Consider the following 228-nt stretch of genomic DNA (forward strand, 5'->3'; position numbering starts at 1 on the left):
GGCGCAGCGTCGCGCGGTCGAGACGCCACGGCTGCGCGGCGAACTCGAACTAGCACAGATCGAACTTGCAGGCGAGCGCGCGCTTGGCGAGCGTCTCGAAGGCGAGCGGCTGCGCGCCGGGGAAAACAGCCAGCGCCGCGGCCTTGCTGGCCGCGCTCGCGGGCTCGCCGGGCAAACCGGTCAGCACATAGCGCGTCACCGGCGCGTCGCCGGCCAGCGCCGAAACGG

General features: G+C 73.7%; 1 pseudogene. It reads right to left on the reverse strand.

Annotation, left to right across the window (positions count from 1 at the left end):
* Positions 1 to 52: 52 nt before the first annotated feature.
* Positions 53 to 228, reverse strand: a pseudogene (locus SB816_RS35560) (type II secretion system protein GspL); the annotation flags it as partial.

It is taken from the genome of Achromobacter sp. SIMBA_011 (genome assembly GCF_046535435.1).
In the GTDB taxonomy this organism is placed as follows: Bacteria; Pseudomonadota; Gammaproteobacteria; order Burkholderiales; family Burkholderiaceae_B; genus Achromobacter; species Achromobacter dolens.